The sequence below is a fragment of the Neobacillus sp. SuZ13 genome (genome assembly GCF_030123365.1).
Lineage (GTDB): Bacteria > Bacillota > Bacilli > Bacillales > Cytobacillaceae > Neobacillus.
The window spans coordinates 5,453,098-5,472,664 of sequence record NZ_CP126107.1 but is presented as its reverse complement, the minus strand read 5'-3'; the positions used below and the strand labels follow the sequence as shown (position 1 = coordinate 5,472,664).

9 protein-coding genes and 4 rRNA genes are annotated in these 19,567 nt (G+C 44.3%); 9 read left to right on the top strand and 4 right to left on the bottom strand.

The features are described from left to right. Positions 1 to 248 precede the first annotated feature (248 nt). The 4 genes from QNH17_RS27020 to QNH17_RS27005 all read left to right on the top strand — a co-directional run bounded on the left by QNH17_RS27020 (position 249) and on the right by QNH17_RS27005 (position 9,005). A 16S ribosomal RNA gene (locus QNH17_RS27020) occupies positions 249 to 1,786 on the top strand. 198 nt (positions 1,787 to 1,984) lie between these two features. Next, a 23S ribosomal RNA gene (locus tag QNH17_RS27015) occupies positions 1,985 to 4,919 on the top strand. A 76-nt stretch (positions 4,920 to 4,995) separates the two neighbouring features. Beyond that, positions 4,996 to 5,112: ribosomal RNA gene (rrf, locus tag QNH17_RS27010) — 5S ribosomal RNA — on the top strand. The 16S, 23S and 5S rRNA genes sit together here, the layout of an rRNA operon. 863 nt (positions 5,113 to 5,975) lie before the next feature. Then, a complete protein-coding gene (locus tag QNH17_RS27005) occupies positions 5,976 to 9,005 on the top strand; it encodes an efflux RND transporter permease subunit (RefSeq protein WP_283876399.1) in 3,030 nt (1,009 codons plus the stop codon). A gap of 260 nt (positions 9,006 to 9,265) precedes the next feature. Here QNH17_RS27005 and QNH17_RS27000 read toward each other — a convergent pair whose 3' ends face one another. The 3 genes from QNH17_RS27000 to QNH17_RS26990 all read right to left on the bottom strand — a co-directional run bounded on the left by QNH17_RS27000 (position 9,266) and on the right by QNH17_RS26990 (position 12,178). Next, on the bottom strand, positions 9,266 to 10,123 hold the full coding sequence (locus QNH17_RS27000) for an RNA polymerase sigma-70 factor (protein ID WP_283876398.1): 858 nt from the start codon (positions 10,121 to 10,123) through the stop codon (positions 9,266 to 9,268). Further along, the gene (locus tag QNH17_RS26995; RefSeq protein WP_283876397.1) at positions 10,089 to 11,399 is read right to left on the bottom strand and encodes a phytoene desaturase family protein; all 1,311 of its coding nucleotides are present in this window, start codon (positions 11,397 to 11,399) and stop codon (positions 10,089 to 10,091) included. The genes QNH17_RS27000 and QNH17_RS26995 overlap by 35 nt, the downstream gene beginning before the upstream one ends. 236 nt (positions 11,400 to 11,635) lie before the next feature. After that, on the bottom strand, positions 11,636 to 12,178 hold the full coding sequence (locus QNH17_RS26990) for a hypothetical protein (RefSeq protein ID WP_283876395.1): 543 nt from the start codon (positions 12,176 to 12,178) through the stop codon (positions 11,636 to 11,638). Positions 12,179 to 12,479: 301 nt separating this feature from the next. On the opposite strand from QNH17_RS26990, the gene QNH17_RS26985 reads away from it, so the two are divergent. Beyond that, on the top strand, positions 12,480 to 12,884 hold the full coding sequence (locus QNH17_RS26985) for a hypothetical protein (protein ID WP_283876393.1): 405 nt from the start codon (positions 12,480 to 12,482) through the stop codon (positions 12,882 to 12,884). A gap of 1 nt (position 12,885) precedes the next feature. Beyond that, complete coding sequence (locus QNH17_RS26980; RefSeq protein ID WP_283876391.1) at positions 12,886 to 13,563, top strand: PspA/IM30 family protein; 678 nt, start codon at positions 12,886 to 12,888, stop codon at positions 13,561 to 13,563. Positions 13,564 to 13,629: 66 nt separating this feature from the next. Here the strand turns inward: QNH17_RS26980 and QNH17_RS26975 are convergent, their stop codons facing one another. Then, positions 13,630 to 14,649 carry a DUF3231 family protein gene (locus QNH17_RS26975; RefSeq protein ID WP_283876389.1) on the bottom strand — a complete coding sequence of 340 codons (1,020 nt, stop codon included), beginning with the start codon at positions 14,647 to 14,649 and terminating at the stop codon, positions 13,630 to 13,632. Positions 14,650 to 14,744: 95 nt separating this feature from the next. Between QNH17_RS26975 and QNH17_RS26970 the strand changes: the two genes are divergently transcribed. The 3 genes from QNH17_RS26970 to QNH17_RS26960 all read left to right on the top strand — a co-directional run bounded on the left by QNH17_RS26970 (position 14,745) and on the right by QNH17_RS26960 (position 19,443). Next, positions 14,745 to 15,161 (top strand): hypothetical protein, encoded by a 417-nt coding sequence (locus tag QNH17_RS26970; protein WP_283876387.1) that lies wholly within the window; start codon positions 14,745 to 14,747, stop codon positions 15,159 to 15,161. A 101-nt stretch (positions 15,162 to 15,262) separates the two neighbouring features. Beyond that, on the top strand, positions 15,263 to 17,446 hold the full coding sequence (locus QNH17_RS26965; protein WP_283876385.1) for a transglycosylase domain-containing protein: 2,184 nt from the start codon (positions 15,263 to 15,265) through the stop codon (positions 17,444 to 17,446). Positions 17,447 to 17,905: 459 nt separating this feature from the next. After that, positions 17,906 to 19,443 (top strand): 16S ribosomal RNA (locus QNH17_RS26960). The last annotated feature ends 124 nt before the right edge of the window (positions 19,444 to 19,567 follow it).

Genomic DNA, 19,567 nt, shown 5'->3' with positions numbered 1-19,567 from the left:
ATGGTGTTATGATTTAAAAGTTGCTTTTAACGACGGATTAATGAGTTAAAAGTGATGGCGAAAAAAAGTTAAATTATTATATTGACATAATGATAGAGTTTCGATATAATAAAAAATGTCGCTTCTGACATATTGAATTGTTCTTTGAAAACTAAACAAACAAAATCGTGCAAACAAACAATATTAATCGTGTTTCTTCTATTAATATGAAGAACACGAGCCAACGTAACAAAATGAGCTAATCAACTTTCTTGGAGAGTTTGATCCTGGCTCAGGACGAACGCTGGCGGCGTGCCTAATACATGCAAGTCGAGCGAGACTCTTCGGAGTCTAGCGGCGGACGGGTGAGTAACACGTGGGCAACCTGCCTGTAAGACTGGGATAACACCGGGAAACCGGTGCTAATACCGGATAATCCTTTTCCTCTCATGAGGAAAAGCTGAAAGTCGGTTTCGGCTGACACTTACAGATGGGCCCGCGGCGCATTAGCTAGTTGGTGAGGTAACGGCTCACCAAGGCGACGATGCGTAGCCGACCTGAGAGGGTGATCGGCCACACTGGGACTGAGACACGGCCCAGACTCCTACGGGAGGCAGCAGTAGGGAATCTTCCACAATGGACGAAAGTCTGATGGAGCAACGCCGCGTGAGCGATGAAGGCCTTCGGGTCGTAAAGCTCTGTTGTTAGGGAAGAACAAGTACCGGAGTAACTGCCGGTACCTTGACGGTACCTAACCAGAAAGCCACGGCTAACTACGTGCCAGCAGCCGCGGTAATACGTAGGTGGCAAGCGTTGTCCGGAATTATTGGGCGTAAAGCGCGCGCAGGCGGTCCTTTAAGTCTGATGTGAAAGCCCACGGCTCAACCGTGGAGGGTCATTGGAAACTGGGGGACTTGAGTGCAGAAGAGGAAAGCGGAATTCCACGTGTAGCGGTGAAATGCGTAGAGATGTGGAGGAACACCAGTGGCGAAGGCGGCTTTCTGGTCTGTAACTGACGCTGAGGCGCGAAAGCGTGGGGAGCAAACAGGATTAGATACCCTGGTAGTCCACGCCGTAAACGATGAGTGCTAAGTGTTAGAGGGTTTCCGCCCTTTAGTGCTGCAGCTAACGCATTAAGCACTCCGCCTGGGGAGTACGGCCGCAAGGCTGAAACTCAAAGGAATTGACGGGGGCCCGCACAAGCGGTGGAGCATGTGGTTTAATTCGAAGCAACGCGAAGAACCTTACCAGGTCTTGACATCCTCTGACACTCCTAGAGATAGGATTTTCCCCTTCGGGGGACAGAGTGACAGGTGGTGCATGGTTGTCGTCAGCTCGTGTCGTGAGATGTTGGGTTAAGTCCCGCAACGAGCGCAACCCTTGATCTTAGTTGCCAGCATTTAGTTGGGCACTCTAAGGTGACTGCCGGTGACAAACCGGAGGAAGGTGGGGATGACGTCAAATCATCATGCCCCTTATGACCTGGGCTACACACGTGCTACAATGGATGGTACAAAGGGCTGCAAGACCGCGAGGTTTAGCCAATCCCATAAAACCATTCTCAGTTCGGATTGCAGGCTGCAACTCGCCTGCATGAAGCCGGAATCGCTAGTAATCGCGGATCAGCATGCCGCGGTGAATACGTTCCCGGGCCTTGTACACACCGCCCGTCACACCACGAGAGTTTGTAACACCCGAAGTCGGTGGGGTAACCGTAAGGAGCCAGCCGCCTAAGGTGGGACAGATGATTGGGGTGAAGTCGTAACAAGGTAGCCGTATCGGAAGGTGCGGCTGGATCACCTCCTTTCTAAGGATAAAGCTGGACCTATGAGCCAGACAAAACAGTTTGTACACGATCTTTGTTTGTTTAGTTTTGAGAGTGCAATTCTCTCAAACCATTCGTTCTTTGAAAACTAGATAATCGTAATGAAGAAGCAAAGTAAACATCGAGTAATCGCCATTTTAGTTTTTCTCTCTTATGTAAGTAAGAGTTATAAACCTTTTAGGTTAAGTTAGAAAGGGCGCACGGTGAATGCCTTGGCACTAGGAGCCGATGAAGGACGGGACTAACACCGATATGCTTCGGGGAGCTGTAAGTAAGCTTTGATCCGGAGATTTCCGAATGGGGGAACCCACTGTTCGTAATGGAACAGTATCTTTACCTGAATACATAGGGTATTGATGGCATACCCGGGGAACTGAAACATCTAAGTACCCGGAGGAAGAGAAAGCAAACGCGATTCCCTGAGTAGCGGCGAGCGAAACGGGACATAGCCCAAACCAAGAGGCTTGCCTCTTGGGGTTGTAGGACACTCAACATGGAGTTACAAAGGAACGGGGTAGATGAAGCGACCTGGAAAGGTCCGTCAGAGAAGGTAAAAACCCTGTAGTCGAAACTTCGTTCCCTCCTGAGTGGATCCTGAGTACGGCCGGACACGTGAAATCCGGTCGGAAGCAGGGAGGACCATCTCCCAAGGCTAAATACTCCCTAGTGACCGATAGTGAACCAGTACCGTGAGGGAAAGGTGAAAAGCACCCCGGAAGGGGAGTGAAATAGTTCCTGAAACCGTGTGCCTACAAGTAGTCAGAGCCCGTTCATGGGTGATGGCGTGCCTTTTGTAGAATGAACCGGCGAGTTACGATCCCATGCAAGGTTAAGTTGAAGAGACGGAGCCGCAGCGAAAGCGAGTCTGAATAGGGCGTATGAGTATGTGGTCGTAGACCCGAAACCAGGTGATCTACCCATGTCCAGGGTGAAGTCCAGGTAACACTGGATGGAGGCCCGAACCCACGCACGTTGAAAAGTGCGGGGATGAGGTGTGGGTAGCGGAGAAATTCCAATCGAACTTGGAGATAGCTGGTTCTCTCCGAAATAGCTTTAGGGCTAGCCTCACGTAGTAAGAGTCTTGGAGGTAGAGCACTGTTTGGACTAGGGGCCCTCATCGGGTTACCGAATTCAGACAAACTCCGAATGCCAAAGACTTATCCGTGGGAGTCAGACTGCGAGTGATAAGATCCGTAGTCAAAAGGGAAACAGCCCAGACCACCAGCTAAGGTCCCAAAGTATACGTTAAGTGGAAAAGGATGTGGAGTTGCTTAGACAACCAGGATGTTGGCTTAGAAGCAGCCACCATTTAAAGAGTGCGTAATAGCTCACTGGTCGAGTGACTCTGCGCCGAAAATGTACCGGGGCTAAACGTATCACCGAAGCTGTGGATTGACATCTTTGATGTCAGTGGTAGGAGAGCGTTCTAAGGGCGTTGAAGCTAGACCGTAAGGACTGGTGGAGCGCTTAGAAGTGAGAATGCCGGTATGAGTAGCGAAAGATGAGTGAGAATCTCATCCACCGAATGCCTAAGGTTTCCTGAGGAAGGCTCGTCCGCTCAGGGTTAGTCGGGACCTAAGCCGAGGCCGAAAGGCGTAGGCGATGGATAACAGGTTGATATTCCTGTACCACCTCTTTATCGTTTGAGCAATGGGGGGACGCAGGAGGATAGGGTAAGCGCGCTGTTGGATATGCGCGTCTAAGCAGTTAGGCTGAGAGGTAGGCAAATCCGCCTCTCGCGAAGGCTGAGCTGTGATAGCGAGGGAAATTTAGTACCGAAGTTCCTGATTCCACACTGCCAAGAAAAGCCTCTAGCGAGATAAAAGGTGCCCGTACCGCAAACCGACACAGGTAGGCGAGGAGAGAATCCTAAGGTGAGCGAGAGAACTCTCGTTAAGGAACTCGGCAAAATGACCCCGTAACTTCGGGAGAAGGGGTGCTTTTTGAGGTGAATAGCCTCGAAGAGCCGCAGTGAATAGGCCCAGGCGACTGTTTAGCAAAAACACAGGTCTCTGCGAAGCCGCAAGGCGAAGTATAGGGGCTGACGCCTGCCCGGTGCTGGAAGGTTAAGAGGAGGGGTTAGCGCAAGCGAAGCTCTGAATCGAAGCCCCAGTAAACGGCGGCCGTAACTATAACGGTCCTAAGGTAGCGAAATTCCTTGTCGGGTAAGTTCCGACCCGCACGAAAGGCGTAACGATCTGGGCACTGTCTCAACGAGAGACTCGGTGAAATTATAGTACCTGTGAAGATGCAGGTTACCCGCGACAGGACGGAAAGACCCCGTGGAGCTTTACTGTAGCCTGATATTGAATTTTGGTACAGCTTGTACAGGATAGGTAGGAGCCTGAGAAGCCGGAGCGCTAGCTTCGGTGGAGGCGTCGGTGGGATACTACCCTGGCTGTATTGAAATTCTAACCCGCACCCCTGATCGGGGTGGGAGACAGTGTCAGGTGGGCAGTTTGACTGGGGCGGTCGCCTCCTAAAAAGTAACGGAGGCGCCCAAAGGTTCCCTCAGAATGGTTGGAAATCATTCGCAGAGTGTAAAGGCACAAGGGAGCTTGACTGCGAGACCTACAAGTCGAGCAGGGACGAAAGTCGGGCTTAGTGATCCGGTGGTTCCGCATGGAAGGGCCATCGCTCAACGGATAAAAGCTACCCCGGGGATAACAGGCTTATCTCCCCCAAGAGTCCACATCGACGGGGAGGTTTGGCACCTCGATGTCGGCTCATCGCATCCTGGGGCTGTAGTCGGTCCCAAGGGTTGGGCTGTTCGCCCATTAAAGCGGTACGCGAGCTGGGTTCAGAACGTCGTGAGACAGTTCGGTCCCTATCCGTCGTGGGCGCAGGAAATTTGAGAGGAGCTGTCCTTAGTACGAGAGGACCGGGATGGACGCACCGCTGGTGTACCAGTTGTTCTGCCAAGAGCATCGCTGGGTAGCTATGTGCGGACGGGATAAGTGCTGAAAGCATCTAAGCATGAAGCCCCCCTCAAGATGAGATTTCCCATAGCGCAAGCTAGTAAGAACCCTGAAAGATGATCAGGTTGATAGGTCAGAGGTGGAAGCGTGGTAACATGTGGAGCTGACTGATACTAATCGTTCGAGGACTTAACCATTTTTAAGGTGAACTCTGAGTTTACAAACTTCTTCTGCATTATCTAGTTTTGAGGGAATGAAACCTCAATTAAATAGTCTGGCAGCAATGGCGAGAAGGTCACACCCGTTCCCATACCGAACACGGAAGTTAAGCTTCTCAGCGCCGATGGTAGTTGGGACACGCGTCCCTGTGAGAGTAGGACGTTGCCAGGCACAAAAAAAGACAATCAGAGATGGTTGTCTTTTTTTGTGTGAAAATTTGTATGGGGCTTAATTGTGCCCGCATTTATCATGGGGGTCCGCACTTATCGGTTGGGGAAACAGGTTAACACCGGTCTGATAAATAGACGGAAAAATTTCGCTTAATTTGTAAATAGCACTAAAACTGGCTTAAATAGACGGAGAGATTCCGCCTATTGACTCGAAAAACGTGAAAATGGAGGATTTTATTTTGGATAATCGGAAAACCTCCGCTTATTTTACTGTCGCTGGTTACTTAATTAAGTACAGTACTTTCGCAAATGTCGATAAAAAGATGTGCTGGTAAGATCCTAATCAATTCCTCTTGCTTCGACTCGCTTTAATGATCCGTTTCATAATCCACCAACACACCGGAAAGTTTATAAAAAAAGTCATCGCTATAAAGGTTGCCATAGCGATCAAACCATTATTCGATTCATCCCCAGGACTCTGTGAAACTACCGCAAAAAATAACGCATAAATCAGGATGGTAATCAGCAGCGCTAATACCCCATTGGACAACTTCCTAAACATCTTCATTCTATTTTTCCCTAACTCCTTCTCCCTATGGCTCATTTTCAATCGTTCAACCAAACCAAACTTTCTGTATAAGTAAATTTTACTAGAAATTTACCATTTTAATCAATTTCGGTGCCTGACACCGGAGCAATTTTCTAAGTCTTAGGTCGTAGATGAGATTACAGCAACTGCCCGATGTTGGCTCCTAGATGGAAAACCTATAATAAAAAAGGTAAAAAGAACCAAAAAGGGAGTTTAGTAGGTTGAGAAAGTAGTTAAACTGAAAAAGTACTTATATTGCGGAGGGGAAAAGAGAGATGAAATCTTGGATTAAGTTTTCGTTAAAGAATGCGGGGGTTATTTTTATCGCCATGTTGATGGTGATTGCAGGGGGAATTTATTCAGTCAAAACGATGAAGATGGAATCAATGCCAAATGTCGATATTCCTTATATCATCGTGCAGGTTCCATATCTTGGAGCGACTCCTGAACAGGGATTAGAGGATATCGGAAAACCGTTAGAAAACACGTTATCGGGAATAAAGAAACTAGATAATTTGTATATTGAAGCACACAGTAATATGGTCGTGGGAATTCTTGAATTTGAGATGAGTAAGGATATGGATGAGGCGGAAAAGGATGTTACGACCGCGGTTGCTTCGATCCAACTGCCAGCAGGAGCAGAAAAACCTCAAATCCTCAAGGACGGTCCTTCTGCGATGCCGGTTTTTACATTTGCACTGTCATCGAACACAGCCAATCAATCCGACCTGACCGAATACATCAATGAACGCATTAAACCAGCGTTGACTGGAATTGATGGAGTGGGAACGATAGATATTTCGGGTGAAACGGAAAAGGAAGTCGCGGTGAAGCTGGACCCTGAAAAAATGAAGTTGCATGGAGTTACTTATGAGACCGTTAAGCAAACGTTTATAGCGCATCATTTTTCCTTTCCAGCAGGCCAAGTAAATGTCGACGATAAAACCTTGAATGTGCAAGCTGACTATAAGCTGAATTCTGTCGGTGATGTAGAGGATATTCAAATTTTGTCGCAAGGACCAAATGGCATCCAAAAAATAAAGATGGCTGAGATTGCGGACGTTTCTTATAGCAATAAAAAAGAAACGGTTTATACTCGATTAAATGAAAAACCTGCTGTTCTGGTTGAGATGAAAGCACAGGCGGGTTCTAATACCGTTGAAGTGGTCGGGCAAGCCAAAGAAAAGCTGGACGAATTAGACCTTCCTGCTGGATACACCTTAACTAAGTTATATGATACATCTAAAGAAGTGAAAACATCTGTTGATGGAATGCTGCGGGAAGTGCTGCTTGGAACCTTGTTTGCGGTGCTGGTTACGTTTTTATTCCTTCGTAATATCAGGGCAACAATTGTCGCTGTTCTTTCCATTCCGTTATCGATTTTAGCATCCATGATTACCTTGAAATATTTTGGCTATAGTTTAAACATGATGACTCTAGCGGGAATCGCGGTGGCAGTGGGTCGTGTTATCGATGATTCGATTGTTGTCATTGAAAATGTGTACCGCCGCACCTTAACGAGCCCAAAACGGGATGAAAAAATGGTTCTTACGGCAGCCAAAGAAGTGGGCGGGGCAATTACGTCCTCTACCCTTACAACCATTGCTGTTTTCGGCCCGCTTTCCTTTGTTCCAGGTATTATCGGCCGTTTCTTTGCGCCGTTTGGGATTACGGTCATTGTGGCGCTGGCGTTTTCGCTAATCGTTTCGTTGACGGTCGTGCCATTGCTCGCCAAGTTATTCCTACTTCGTATTAAACCGAAGGAGGAAAAGGAAACATTTTTTCAAAAAGCTTATAAGAATACACTCTCATGGGTCTTAAATAAACGGGCTTTAACGATTGTGCTGGCGGTGGTTATGTTTGCTGGATCATTAGCATTAGTCCCGATGATTCCGAAGAACTTTTTGCCGCAGGAAAAAGCGGTCTCGTATCGCTTAACTGCCGATTTACCTGAGGGAACTTCACTGGAAAAAGCAAACCTGATGGCGAGTGATATTGAAAAAATTCTAAAAGAGGAAAAGCAGATTAAATATACCCAAACGATTGTGAATGGGGAACATATTCGTTTTTCGATTGATCTAGAGGACGATACTTCAAAGGGACAGACTAGTAGTTTTGAAAAAAGGGTACGAACTGAAGTAGAGAATCTTAACAGTGAGATACAGGTAGCCCTTGCCCCGGTTGGGATTGTTGGAACGAGTGGTATTGCTTTAATTGTTGAAGGCGGCAATGCCGAAGATTTAGTGACCGCAGGGAAGCTGATTACGGATAAAATTAAAAATATCGATGGCTTAGAAAATGTCGAATCGAATCTGTCTGGTGTGAAGGAACAGCTTCAATTGGATATCAATGATGCGAAAGCCGCTGAAAAAGGCGTAAGCCCGATTATGGTTGCCGGATTTGTTCGGGAACTGATTGCAGGTGACCATGTGGGAGATATGCAAGTAGAGGGAAAAACAACGAGTGTGAATTTGTTATTAGATGGAGGTTCAGTAGATTCTATTGCTGGGATTATGAGTCAAAAGTTGACCAATCCGATGGGGCAGCAAGTCAGTCTCTCCGAAGTGGCCACCCTCAAAAAAGCACCAAGTCCGTCTGCGTTGTACCGCTTAAATCAACAGCAATATGTACAGGTAACGGGGCGAATCACGACGGATAATTCGTCAGGTGTTCAAGCTGAGGTGGATAAACGATTGAAAACTATCGATTTACCAAGTGGCGTAAACGTTCGTTCAGAGGGTCAGGCTCAAGCGATGAATGAAGGATTTACGAATATGATGCTGGCAATGGCGGTTGCCGTTGTGCTCGTGTTTATCGTAATGCTTGTCGCGTTCGGGAATATGTTAATGCCTGTGGCGATTCTATCGTCGCTGCCGTTCCTATTTTCGGGTGGGTTGTTAGGATTATATGTGACGAATCAAGCACTAGGGATGCCGGCGTTAGTTGGATTCTTAATGTTAATCGGAATTGTGGTTACCAATGCGATTGTGTTAATGGAGCGCGTGAAACAGAACGAGAAGAAAGGCATGGAGCTCAAAGCAGCGTTATTGGAAGCTGGAAAAACACGTCTTCGTCCGATTCTTATGACGGCACTCGCCACAATTGGTGCATTATTGCCGTTAGCCCTATCTAGCGAAGGCGGATTGATTTCAAGATCCCTAGCGATTGTGGTTATCTCAGGATTATTAACATCAACCTTATTAACCTTGGTGATCGTACCAACTACGTACCATGTGATGAAGTCGATAAAAGGAAGAATTGGCAAGAAACGCGTGGATGTAGATGGTGAGAGGGAGACAGCGTAAACAACTCAAAATTGTAGGAGGGAAGTGGTATATCACTTCTCTCCTTTTTATTGTTTGCAAATTTATTTTCTCCATTATTGTGTTGCTTCTCTTAAATTCGCCCATTGAATTAATAGATTCGCTCATAATCTTTGAGAATTCGCCGATTAAGTGTCGAGATTCGCTCATTAAACTTAAAAATTCGCCCATTGGGTGACCCTCTGGACGGTTTTGGTGGAATGCCCTAAACTCATTGAACCATGAGAACTGTCCCTGTGGTATTAAATAGGTAACTTATCAGGATTCATTGTTATATACATTTCGCTTATTTTTTCATTTTGGATATAAAAACTAAGGATACTTTGAATTTTGCCATTCATGTAGATTACGATCGCTGGTTGGCCATTGACATTTTTCACTTCAAAATAAGTGTCTTTAGGTGCCTTTTTGATGACTCCGTATAATAAGGCTAAAACATTGGCTACGGATATGACTGGACGGACGGCAGCCGTGACTTTGCCACCGCCATCAGAAAATAGTGTAACATTTTCAGAGATAAGCTCTAATAGGACATCTTTATTTTGCGATTGAAACGCTTCAATAAAGCGATTAACCATTGATTTATTCTTCTCATAGTGTAGGCTTTCGCCCTCAATAAGTGAGAGCTTTGATTTCGCCCTGCTAAAAATTTTCCTACAGTTATCTTCTTTCTTTTCTATCATGTTTGCAATCTCTGCGTATGGGAAATCAAATACCTCCCTTAAAAGGAGGACTGCCCGTTCATCTGGTGCCAAATGCTCCATCATTCGTAAATAGGCGATACTCAATCCTTCTTTTTGTATCATCATTTCCGCGGGATCAAAGGTTAATGTTTCTGGTATTAATGGCTCTGGGTTCCATGGCCCCACATATTGTTCTCGTCTGTACCGGGCAGACTTTACTACATCAAGACAGAGATTCGTCATTATTTTGCAGAGATATGCCTTCTTATTATTTATGTTCGCCCCGCTTACTTGGTATGCTTTTAGAAAAGTTTCTTGGACCATGTCTTCTGCTTCCACTACAGAACCTAACATCCGATAACCTAACGAAAACAACAATGGTTTAAATTGTTGGTAATCTTCTTTCGTAATTTGCACTATCTTTCCTCTCTTCGTTTAAAATGATTTCCGCTGCTGCTTGTTTTCCGCTGCTAACGGCGCCATCTGCCAAAATGGAGTGGGGAGAAGCCCAGTCTCCTGCTATATATAATCCCGGAATTTCTGTTTTAGAACGCTGCAGCTTCTGTTCATCTCCAATTAGCGGTAAGCGTTGGTTCACGATAATGTTAGGGATAAACCGTCGTGTAATCACATATTGCTGCCACCCTGGCTGCAGTTGATCTAAAAATTCTTCAAGTTCGTTTTTAACAATTGCTCGATCGTGTGTGTCATTTGGATGATGATACTTAAATACATGAAGAACGGCGTTCTTTGGATCATCAGAGAGACGGGCATAAGGTGAATGCACGGAATAATAGAGGGGATCAGTGATGCCCATGGCGAACAATCGTTTTGGGTTAGGCAGCTTGGTTAGAGCAACGTCTAATGTGGCCCCTCGTACAGGTGTTATTTTTGAAAAAAAGTGATTTTGTTCCGTTTCAACTAGCATTTCATTTAGTTCGTGGGGGCCGGTTGTACAAATCACATACTTCGCGAGAATTTCTTCGTCATTTGAAAGAACTAGTTTTAAGTGATCCTGTTGGGCGGGTTTCATTTGTTTAACAAGGGTAGGTGATTTAACCTCAACACCTGAGAGGGATGCTTTATTGTGGAGCTGGTCAATAATGGTTTGCCAGCCGCCATCTAGATAAAGGACGCCGCCCATTGCATTTTTCATATTCGCTACGATTACTTTTGCACTTACCATTTCAGGGGCATGACAATAGGTCGCCAGTCTGCCAAGTATATATAGTAATGATTCCACTTTTTTAGAGTGGGCTGTTTGCTTTACCCATTGTTGGAGGGTAAGTTCTGCTAACTTTTCAGGATCAGTATTCATCAGCTTCAACAAAACTGAGACCCACTCAATCCGTTCCTTTCCATTCAGAAGACTTGTTGTAAAAAGTTCGAAAGGAGCAAGGGGAGCAGCATATTCCATATTGTCTTCCATTAAAATACCGCTTAGTTTGGGTGATTTTCCATGAAGATTAATACCTAATTCTTCGAGAATAGACTTGGCTTTTCCTTTTTTATAAAGGGCATGCGGGCCAAGATTCAAGTACTGTTGGTCCATCTTGTTTGTACGAGCCCTTCCACCCACTTGTTTTCCTTTTTCTACTATTAATATCGATAAATTGGTCTTAGATAAATAATTAGCTGCAATATAACCTGCTAACCCACCGCCAACAATGACAATATCCCATTTTTGAGTCATAAGATAACCTCCATTATGTTATTTAAAACTCAAGACGATATTGGGTGAAGAAATGTGACAGGAACGATGAAAAAGCGAAGGAACGGTAGTCAAGTGGGAGTATAGACGTGAGAAGAGATAAAAGGAGGCCGCTTGGATTGCCCGCAAGAGGTCATTTTTCGATGAAATGGTAAATGGAGCCCGCTTTCCTAAATAGTGAAGCAAGACAATATGAAAACATTTGTCCTTTTTGGGCCCTATTTTTTACCTGGTAACAGATGCTCTTTTTGTCTTCGATAAACCTTATTTTCCATGATATGTCCCAAAATTCCTATCAATATTCCAAAAGCAAGTCCATTAAAGACAGGAAAATCTAATAGTTTAATGACGGTATGGTGTGTGATAAAGGTAGAGTCGTGCCAAAATAATCCGAAATCCATACCTAATACCATTCCAAGAAAGAAGCCCGACAAATATGTCCTTTGTTCCGCATCTTTACCAATCATCTTATTATTATTGGCTATGGCAGCATTGAATGCTTGCCAAATGGCATAACCGTATAGGGATGGGTAAAATAGCGCCCATCTATAATCAATTATGTGATGGGCTGAATGCATATCCCCTATAAAGGATTCGATTAGAGATAGGTTTAGATTCGAGTTCAGATTCACTAAAAATTCCAAGCCAATCAACACTGCCCCAACCATATAATCCTTATTGTAAAATTGCCCGAATCCAGGTAAAACACATGACCACAACATTGCTGCGTATGGAGATTTGTATTGTCGGCTTTGTCTCATGGCGGCCTTTCCCCCAATAAAAAATATGTTATAGAATCATAATTTCTTCAAACGCATCTCCAATCCCTCTTTTTGTCCCTTTTTTTGGTAAAAAAGACACGATTGTTAGGTATATATCCTTATATATTCAAACATTAAGATATTCGGATGAGATCAGTACCATCTGGCGTCGCCCTATATCTACGAAAACTGCTCATAAGAATCTGTGGATTTTTTTTAAAAATAGTTTTTCCTTTCACCAAGTTTTCACCATTCTCTATTAATATTCATTACATCAGATAACGAAAGGAGGTAATAAGAAATGAATTCAAAAGTAAAAAAGGGTATTTTCTGGAGTGTCATCGTTACTTCTACTGTACTGGTGATCAACTTACTCCATGCTCTTCTAGGTGGGAGCAGTGCTTTTGCTAGAGGTCCCCATGGACATGGTGCTGGTCAAATGGGGCAGCACGGCGGATTTCGAGGAGGCCAGGAGATGATACATGGCGCTCACCATGGCGGAGGATTCCCTTGGCTCTTCCTTATTATTGGACTAGCTGTTCTAGTTCTTTTAGTAAGATGGCTTAGAAAGAAATCGAAAACTTCATCTATGAAACAGTTTATTGACACCTCTGTAGTAGGTTCGCATATACCGGTCACAAACCAAAATGCTAGCGTTTTGGATCAATGGGAAATTAATATTTTAACTAAAAAGGAGAAGGAATAACATGGGTATTTTTAAAAGATTAAAGACAATTGCAAAGGCGGACATTAACGGATTATTAGATGGGATGGAAGATCCGATTGCGATGCTAAATGAGTATTCAAGAGAAATGGAAAAGGAAATTGTCAAAGGTCAGAATGCGTTAGCACGACAAATCTTTGTAGAGAAAAAACAAGAAGCGCTGATCAATGAAACCAAATCTTTGGTGGACAAGCGTACTCGTCAGGCGAAACTAGCACTTGAGCAAGGAGATGAGTCGATGGCCAAACTAGCTGTGCAAGAAAAACTCAGCAAAGAAAACCAGTTGCAGCTATATGTGGACCAATTAGCGTCGATTAAGGGACAAACGCAAATCCTCATCGAAAAATTGGACCAGCTCAAAGAAACGTACAACCAAATGCAGCAAAAGAAAATCTTGCTGGCATCACGTGCGAATGTCGCTCAGTCAATGAAACAAATTCAAAAAGTAACGGTCGCTTTCAATACGGATGATATATCAAGAGGAGTGGCTCGTGCGGAAGAGCGGATCTTAATGATGGAAGCAGAAGTACAGGCAGGCAATCAGTTTGCGGCTCCGTTAGCTCAGTTTGATGCGGCCTACAATAGCTATGTGAGCGAGGAAGAGCTCACAAAGGAACTCGAAAAGTTAAAAGGTGAAAAAGAGAAAGTGGAAGCATTTTAATTGAATGAAGAGAAGCACCGCCAATTAGGCTGGTGCTTTTCTTTCTATCTGATTGCTATATTTTCGCTATTTATTCTTTCTTCTTATTAACTCATCTCTATCGGATGCCATTGGAGGCTGCTCCATCCAGTGATTTTTTATCATGATATTGGCTCCATCTTCTGCATACATTTGAACCTCTATGGATAGCCTGTTATACAATGAAGCCAGATCTCCTCTGGGACTTAAACTGACGCCTGTACCGTAATATCCAACACTCATAGAAATTAAACCAGAGGTAAAGTACATCATGAGTTTATCAGAAAATGTACGTGTGGTACTGTTTGTTATTTCTGCATCCCATCCCATCGGTGCAGGAAGTTTACTTTCCTCTAACTTCGCTCTAAATAATTTAATGTGTTTATTCCCAATTTCTAAACCCTTTAGAAAGAATTTTTTTACATCCTTGTCCTTTGCAACCTGACTAAATCCAGTAAGCGCAGCAACTCCGATAGCATTTCTTTGCATATTCGCAAATAAATTCTCGACCTCTGATGCGACTAATGGTCTTTTTTCTCCAATCACATCCAACATAAACCATTGCTTTTTTACAAATTCAACCTTCTCTAAATTAGGCAGGTTCGGAGACCTGATCAACAACCCTTTGGATAATAATAATTCCGTTGATTGTTTATATAATTCCATGGTTTCCGTAAGGCAGTCCATGTAATAAGTTTTTATGTCATTTCTTACTGATGATGCTAGAGCCGCTCCATATAAAGTAAGTCCGACCTTCGACATATGGTGAATAAAATTGAGCACAAATGCATCAGAAAAAAGTCTAGGTGCTGTTAAATCTACATCTTCTTCTATAGTAAAACCATGCGGAACTATATTTTTTTCCTCGGTCAAAATAGCTGTAATCGTTTGAATGTGTGATGTAGATAGCTCTAGAGCATATTTAATTATAGGCTTCATTTCGTCATCCTCCGCTTTTTCTAAAAAAAACGTAAGGACACAAATGCTTGCACTATCATTTAAGTATTGCGCCCATAGTTGGGCCATCTCACCTGCAGTTAACCTAATCTGTGTTCCCTTTGCCTCCATAAGTAACCTCCAACGTCTCAGTGCTATAGGATACCTTCCCCATAAATTACCTGTAATATGTATGATTGCTGTCATCACGTGCGAATGTCGCGCAGTTGATGAAACAAATTCAAAAAGCAACAATTTCTTTCAATACAGATCTGCATGGTCATAAATGTTTGTTTGGAAGGTGGATGGAAATCCTTCAAAATGAAATGATTCTTGTTCATTTGAGTATATTTTTAGCAGCGATTCTATTTACACAATCGATTATTTGTGTGATTCAAGTGTGCAAACAAGCGTTCATGTCGCGGAGCAATCCGGGTAGAAAGGCGGCTCTCGTTCAGACGAAGTTTATTCCAGCTGTCATTTTGGGACTCGCACTATTTGGCCAGACCCTATATGCCGCTACTTTTTTGTGCAACATTTTATTGGTTTACCTTTTAGTTTTTACTGTATCCTCTTCCAAAAATGGAAGAGGAATTTTTTTGTTTTTTGAAACAATCAACAAAGATGTCAGATTCCCCTCATAAATTTCAAACCACTTACGAAACTTTATTATTAGCAGATAAATAAATATCTCCATTATTAAGCAACTTTGCCAAACCATAAATTTACATGGGAGAGAAGAAGAATGTCAGAAGAGACCTATCAATCTCGTGAGGAACGAAAGCAAGCGGAAAGGGAAAAACAGAATCAACAAAGAAGCAATCGGAAACCCAAGAAAAAAGGGTCGCTGTTTAAAAAAATAATCATTCTCTGTCTCGTGCTTGGACTTGTTTCAACAGGGGCAGGAGCGATTGCGTTCGCTTCTATGATTAAGGATTCGCCTAATTTGGATGATTCTAAGCTAGTGGATCCACTTTCTACGAAATTCTATGATAAAAATGGAAAATTTCTTTATGAGTACGGGAAGGAAAAGCGAACGAAAATTACCTATGATCAACTTCCAAAAGTGGTGGAGCAAGCGTTTATCGCCACGGAAGATTCCCATTTTTATGAGCATCATGGGATCGACATTAAACGGACGGCTAAGGCCATTTTTGTCAACGTAACTGGAGATTTCGGCTCACAGGGCGGAAGTACGATTACTCAGCAAGTGATTAAAAATTCCTTTTTGACGCCGGAGAAAACATTAAAGCGAAAAGTGCAAGAATGGGAATTGGCCTATCAGCTGGAACAGAAATATTCCAAGCACGATATTTTAATGATGTACTTAAACAAAATCTACCTTGGAAACCGCTCTTACGGAGTTGCTGCTGCAGCAAAGAGTTACTATGGTATCGAAGTAAAGGATTTGAAAAAAATGACGCTCGCGCAGGCAGCCTTGATAGCCGGACTGCCGCAGAGTCCCAATAATTACGATCCAACCAAGCCGGAAAACAAAGAAGCGGCCACGAATCGTCGTAATATCGTCTTGCGATCGATGCTTAGAGATGGTTATATAACGGAGAAACAATATAAGGAAGCTTCAAAAGTTCCCGTTACTGAGGGACTTGTCCCAAAAAGCAACCAACAAACTATTCCTTACGAAGCGTTTTTGGATGCAGTTGTAAAAGAGGTAAAGAGGAAACTGAAGGATGTCGACATCAGTAAAGATGGATTATCTATCTATACTACCCTCGATCCAAAAGCACAGAATTATGCAGATAAAATGTTGAACACCAATGAAATCATTGCCTATCCAAATGCGGCTTTTCAGGGGGCTTTTGTCTTTTTGGATACAAAAACCGGTGAAGTGCGGGCGATTGGCAGCGGGCGAAACGAATATAAAGCTGAATTTTTGGGTAACAACTTTGCGGTCGATCTCAGTCGTCAGCCGGGCTCGACATTTAAACCGATTTTTGACTATGGTCCTGCGATTGAATATTTGAAATGGTCCACTGGTCACCTAATTAATGACCAGCCGACAGCGTATTCAACGGGACAGCCGCTTTCAAACTGGGATCATAAGTATCATGGAATGCTGACCATACGGAATGCACTGAACAATTCTTACAATATTCCTGCGCTTCTCACACTAAGGGCGGTTGGAATGGAAAAGGGAAAGAATTTTGCACAACAACTCGGTATTACATTTAAAGATAACCAAGTATATGAATCCTATGCGATTGGTAGTAATTCCGTTAGTCCTCTAAATATGGCAGGGGCCTACAGTGCATTTGGAAACAATGGGAACTACAATAAACCGCATTTTGTCCAAAAAGTGGTCCTGCCCAATGGTAAAGTCGTTCATTTTAAGGAGAAACCGAAACGGGTAATGCAGGATTATACGGCCTATATGGTGACTGATATGTTACGCTCCGTTGTAACAAATGGGGGTGGTGCAATGGCTAATGTTCCCGGACTATATGTGGTAGGGAAGACAGGGACTACGAATTTTGACGCACCGACCCGAGGAAAGTTTGGATACCCGGAAAACGCCACGAATGATAGCTGGTTCGTAGGATATACACCTCAATACACCATGGCGGTCTGGACCGGATATGCACAAAACGGTTCTGGTAACTTTATGGACGCAACGACGACACCAATTGCAAAGTATATGTTCAAAAACATGATGCAGTCATTTGGAACGGATGCATCGGGTTTTCAGCAGCCAAGCAGTGTCTACCGAGTAAATAATGAACTGTATATTAAAGGGGTTACTTCTGCAGAAGTGCCGCCAAAACCAAAACCTATTATCAACAAAGCGAAACCTGCGATTAATAATGCTAAGAATCATGGTGTACAGAAGCCAAAAAAAGAAGAAAAGAAAAAACAAAAAGAGCCAAAGAAAAAGCACCAAGGGAAAGGTAAAGGAAAGAAGAATCATTAATAGGATGGGTAAGACCAGTGAAGAACCAGGAGATATGCTCATCTCCTGGTTTTTTATTCAACCGAAAACCGTAAGACTTTCCTAAAAAAAAAACTTTTTGTTGCATAATTAATATGAGGGTGATACTATAAGGAAGTCGCTTTTGACAGCAAGTTTTGATTGTTAAAGGTGATTGAAAAAGGAATAAAAAATTATATTGACATAGAAATAGAGGTTCGATATAATTACAAATGTCGCTTTTAACAAACGAAATTTGATTGCTAAAAGTGGTTGATAAAAATAAAATATTATATTGACATCTTAATAGTGAGTTGATATAATAACAAATGTCGCTTCTGACGTAATGAATTGTTCTTTGAAAACTAAACAAACAAAATCGTGCAAACAAACAATATTAATCGTGTTTCTTCTATTAATATGAAGAACACGAGCCAACGTAACAAAATGAGCTAATCAACTTTCTTGGAGAGTTTGATCCTGGCTCAGGACGAACGCTGGCGGCGTGCCTAATACATGCAAGTCGAGCGAGACTCTTCGGAGTCTAGCGGCGGACGGGTGAGTAACACGTGGGCAACCTGCCTGTAAGACTGGGATAACACCGGGAAACCGGTGCTAATACCGGATAATCCTTTTCCTCTCATGAGGAAAAGCTGAAAGTCGGTTTCGGCTGACACTTACAGATGGGCCCGCGGCGCATTAGCTAGTTGGTGAGGTAACGGCTCACCAAGGCGACGATGCGTAGCCGACCTGAGAGGGTGATCGGCCACACTGGGACTGAGACACGGCCCAGACTCCTACGGGAGGCAGCAGTAGGGAATCTTCCACAATGGACGAAAGTCTGATGGAGCAACGCCGCGTGAGCGATGAAGGCCTTCGGGTCGTAAAGCTCTGTTGTTAGGGAAGAACAAGTACCGGAGTAACTGCCGGTACCTTGACGGTACCTAACCAGAAAGCCACGGCTAACTACGTGCCAGCAGCCGCGGTAATACGTAGGTGGCAAGCGTTGTCCGGAATTATTGGGCGTAAAGCGCGCGCAGGCGGTCCTTTAAGTCTGATGTGAAAGCCCACGGCTCAACCGTGGAGGGTCATTGGAAACTGGGGGACTTGAGTGCAGAAGAGGAAAGCGGAATTCCACGTGTAGCGGTGAAATGCGTAGAGATGTGGAGGAACACCAGTGGCGAAGGCGGCTTTCTGGTCTGTAACTGACGCTGAGGCGCGAAAGCGTGGGGAGCAAACAGGATTAGATACCCTGGTAGTCCACGCCGTAAACGATGAGTGCTAAGTGTTAGAGGGTTTCCGCCCTTTAGTGCTGCAGCTAACGCATTAAGCACTCCGCCTGGGGAGTACGGCCGCAAGGCTGAAACTCAAAGGAATTGACGGGGGCCCGCACAAGCGGTGGAGCATGTGGTTTAATTCGAAGCAACGCGAAGAACCTTACCAGGTCTTGACATCCTCTGACACTCCTAGAGATAGGATTTTCCCCTTCGGGGGACAGAGTGACAGGTGGTGCATGGTTGTCGTCAGCTCGTGTCGTGAGATGTTGGGTTAAGTCCCGCAACGAGCGCAACCCTTGATCTTAGTTGCCAGCATTCAGTTGGGCACTCTAAGGTGACTGCCGGTGACAAACCGGAGGAAGGTGGGGATGACGTCAAATCATCATGCCCCTTATGACCTGGGCTACACACGTGCTACAATGGATGGTACAAAGGGCTGCAAGACCGCGAGGTTTAGCCAATCCCATAAAACCATTCTCAGTTCGGATTGCAGGCTGCAACTCGCCTGCATGAAGCCGGAATCGCTAGTAATCGCGGATCAGCATGCCGCGGTGAATACGTTCCCGGGCCTTGTACACACCGCCCGTCACACCACGAGAGTTTGTAACACCCGAAGTCGGTGGGGTAACCGTAAGGAGCCAGCCGCCTAAGGTGGGACAGATGATTGGGGTGAAGTCGTAACAAGGTAGCCGTATCGGAAGGTGCGGCTGGATCACCTCCTTTCTAAGGATAAAGCTGGACCTGTGAGCCAGACAAAACAGTTTGTACACGATCTTTGTTTGTTTAGTTTTGAGAGTGCAATTCTCTCAAACCATTCGTTCTTTGAAAACTAGATAATCGTAATGAA

Bases quoted from the DNA above. Each gene is read 5' to 3' on its own strand.
- QNH17_RS26995 (WP_283876397.1), bottom strand. From the start codon at position 11,399: ATGACTCAAAAATGGGATATTGTCATTGTTGGCGGTGGGTTAGCAGGT.
- QNH17_RS26975 (WP_283876389.1), bottom strand. From the start codon at position 14,649: ATGGAGGCAAAGGGAACACAGATTAGGTTAACTGCAGGTGAGATGGCC.
- QNH17_RS27005 (WP_283876399.1), top strand. From the start codon at position 5,976: ATGAAATCTTGGATTAAGTTTTCGTTAAAGAATGCGGGGGTTATTTTT.
- QNH17_RS26980 (WP_283876391.1), top strand. From the start codon at position 12,886: ATGGGTATTTTTAAAAGATTAAAGACAATTGCAAAGGCGGACATTAAC.
- QNH17_RS26965 (WP_283876385.1), top strand. From the start codon at position 15,263: ATGTCAGAAGAGACCTATCAATCTCGTGAGGAACGAAAGCAAGCGGAA.
- QNH17_RS26985 (WP_283876393.1), top strand. From the start codon at position 12,480: ATGAATTCAAAAGTAAAAAAGGGTATTTTCTGGAGTGTCATCGTTACT.
- QNH17_RS26990 (WP_283876395.1), bottom strand. From the start codon at position 12,178: ATGAGACAAAGCCGACAATACAAATCTCCATACGCAGCAATGTTGTGG.